2 protein-coding genes are annotated in these 2979 nt (G+C 40.2%); both read left to right on the top strand.

Features of this window, described 5'->3' with window-relative positions:
- Positions 1–2322: RHS repeat-associated core domain-containing protein (locus GGR21_RS20735; protein WP_246348144.1), on the top strand; the 2322-nt coding region annotated here is incomplete at its 5' end.
- Positions 2323–2327: 5 nt separating this feature from the next.
- Positions 2328–2837 carry a hypothetical protein gene (locus GGR21_RS20730; RefSeq protein WP_183309143.1) on the top strand — a complete coding sequence of 170 codons (510 nt, stop codon included), beginning with the start codon at positions 2328–2330 and terminating at the stop codon, positions 2835–2837.
- Positions 2838–2979: the final 142 nt, after the last annotated feature.

Here is a 2979-nt window from a genome sequence, read left to right as displayed (position 1 = left end):
CAGTCGACGGCCACCACCATAAAGATACGATACTGGCTGGGAGCAGGAACCCACAACTTTAATATCTACAACCCATTGGTCTACGACCCGCAGGGTACTAAAAAGGTGTACACCACCCTGACATTGAGTACCAGTACAGGAAGCCCGGGTGGAGGTACAGAAACGCCCGAGCGGGTACCTGAATATATCGGTTCGCTGGCCGCAGGAGATGAGTTAACCTACCAGGCGCATATGTATGCCAACGAAAGCTATGCCACACATCTGGAAATAGACGTTCCGCAAAACATAGACCTGACCATTGAATATCCCGAGACCGGAGAGCTGGGAGAAACCTCGGTGAAGTTCTTGAAATGGAACGCTTCGGCCTATCAGCCTGTCAATATACCATTTACCGAAGATGTGACAGTCTCTTCCACACGGCGGATAACCGTAACCCTGGAGGCAGGCAGGTATGTATTCTATATCTATAGCACCAACCTGATATCAGGAGGAACAGATCCGGTACCGATGCAGGTAAACCTATCGGCACAAGGCAATAATACAGGAGGAGGTACTAATCCAGACGGCGGAGGGAACCCCGACCCGTACCACCCAACCGACTTTACAGTCACCCCGGCACAGGTAGTCGAATACGACTACAACGTACGCTCGTGGACAACAGGCATCACCAACGACCTGTACAGCCAGCAGCTGCAATACGGTTACTCGGGTAATATCAACCGCATGGACTGGCAGCAACAGGGGCAGAACAACGCTTACTCATTCGTTTATGATGAACTCTCCCGCCTGACAGCAGCCAATTACACTGGAACGGGACAATATGGTACGAGTTACAGCTATGATAAGCATGGGAATATCAAGACACTGACCCGCAAAGGAAAGATACAAGCCTCAAGCCCTTACGGAATTATAGATCAGCTGACCATGACACACAACGGCAACCAGCTAACACGAGTAGTAGATAACTCCACGGCAACACCTGTACAAGGTTCGGAAGACTTTAAGGACTATACCGACAAGGCGGGACAGTACACCTACAACCGCAACGGTGCTATGGATAAAGATACCCACAAAGGAATTTTGGGGATTAAGTATAATTCATTAAATTTACCAACGGAGCTTGCCGTGAAGAACATCAACACCAGTGGCAAGACCTATTATACATACTCGGCTTCAGGCGTGAAGTTAAGAGTCGTGCATAAGGATGCCAAAAACCAGACCTATACCCCTGTGATGGGAACATCAGGCGACAGTAACCTGGAAACCTCAAAGGTCACCGACTATGTGGGTAACAAGGTCTATGAGAATGAAGGATTGAAGCGTATACTGGTAGATGGTGGTTATATAGAGAACAATGTATACCACTATTACCTGAAAGACCACTTAGGCAATAACCGTGTGGTGATAAACCAGTACAACGAGCAAATCCAGAACTCACAGTATTATCCTTTCGGTATGGCCATGGCAGAAAGTACAAGCCAAAGCTCACAGCCATACAAGTACAATGGCAAGGAACTGGATAAGACGCATGGGCTGAACTTATATGATTACTCTGCGAGATATTATGACGGGGCGTTAGGGAGGTTTACTACTGTGGATCCGTTGGCAGAGAAGTATTACTCCATTAGTCCGTATGTGTATGTAGGGAATAACCCTATAAATGCAGTAGATTTAAAAGGAGATACTATAACCACAATAATTGAAGGTACCAGTTATTATTGGGGAAAAGTTGGTGATAAGTATGGGTTTGTAGGTTCTGATGGAGCTTTGTATTCAGGAGATGATAAATTTGCTAAGTCATTAACTAATGCTATAAATAAATTACGAAGTAAAGATACAGGAAGAGAGTTCGTTGATTATTTAGCAGGAGATGCTGGTTCTGTGAATATTCTAGATGATAATGAAAATAGTGCAAATATAGGTACAGGGAAAACAATTAAGTGGAACGATTCAAATGATAACCCTGGAGCCTCTAGGCCTGGGTTTATTGGGTTAGGACATGAAATGGCACATATTGAGGACAAATGGAAAGAAACATTAGATATGACTCCTTGGGCCACAGTTACCGATGTGTCAGGAAATAAAAAAACTATTTATAATGCAGAAAAACATACATTGCATATAGAAAATAAAATAAGAAAAGAACATGGAAAAGGTTTACGAACCCATTATGCTTATGATATAAATGGTAATGGAGTAGGTAGTACCCAATTTGTAAAAAATGGAGCAAGTATGTTTCATAGCCAAGGATCATTAAATAGTACTGTTATTAGAGATGGGGCTCCTGTTATCACAATATCAATAATACCTTTTAAATATTAATTATTATGACGTATAGATTATTACTATTTTCCCTTTTGTCATTACTTGCAATAGAAGTACAGAGTAGCAATAGATTCTCAGACAAGGTAAATATGAATAAATTTACTAAAGAATACAGAGAAATAGATAGAGATAAATCTAATATAAAAAAGAGTAAGGCAAATATCATAAAATTAATAATGAAGTATTCTAATAAATATAATGTTGATTTAAGCATAAACGATACTATATTCATACTTGAAACTTGTTCGGTTGAATCTATGACGTGTTATGGAAGCTTATGGAGCAAAAAAGAAAGAATTGATTTTAAGATTTTTAAAAAGTTTAAGATTTTGCCTCATAATTATTTTAAGGAAGAAGAAATAAACGCTCTATTCAAATGGGATATGAATATCTTCAAATCTTTAGATGAAGAAGGTCGTTTATGGCTTCCTTCTTCCTCAAGAGATGCTACACGTATTATAATTGGCAAAGGAGAAGTTGATATTGAGAGGGCTGAATATTTCTATCATTGATTTTTGAGATTTACATTATTTTATAAGCCAATCCTGCCATTTTCATCATTGGCAGGATTGTTTATCTATATTAGTATATGACAAGGTCTGGTGAAAGAACAAGAGGAAAGAAACAAAAAAAGTGCAAAAGTGTAACTTTTGT

Origin of the sequence: Dysgonomonas hofstadii, from assembly GCF_014196915.1 — a bacterium.
GTDB classification, from domain to species: domain Bacteria; phylum Bacteroidota; class Bacteroidia; order Bacteroidales; family Dysgonomonadaceae; genus Dysgonomonas; species Dysgonomonas hofstadii.
Note: the sequence above shows the minus strand (reverse complement) of the source record. Positions and strands in the feature narration are given on the sequence as shown.

Coding starts and splice junctions, on each gene's coding strand:
- GGR21_RS20730 (WP_183309143.1), top strand. CDS start 2,328: ATGACGTATAGATTATTACTATTTTCCCTTTTGTCATTACTTGCAATA.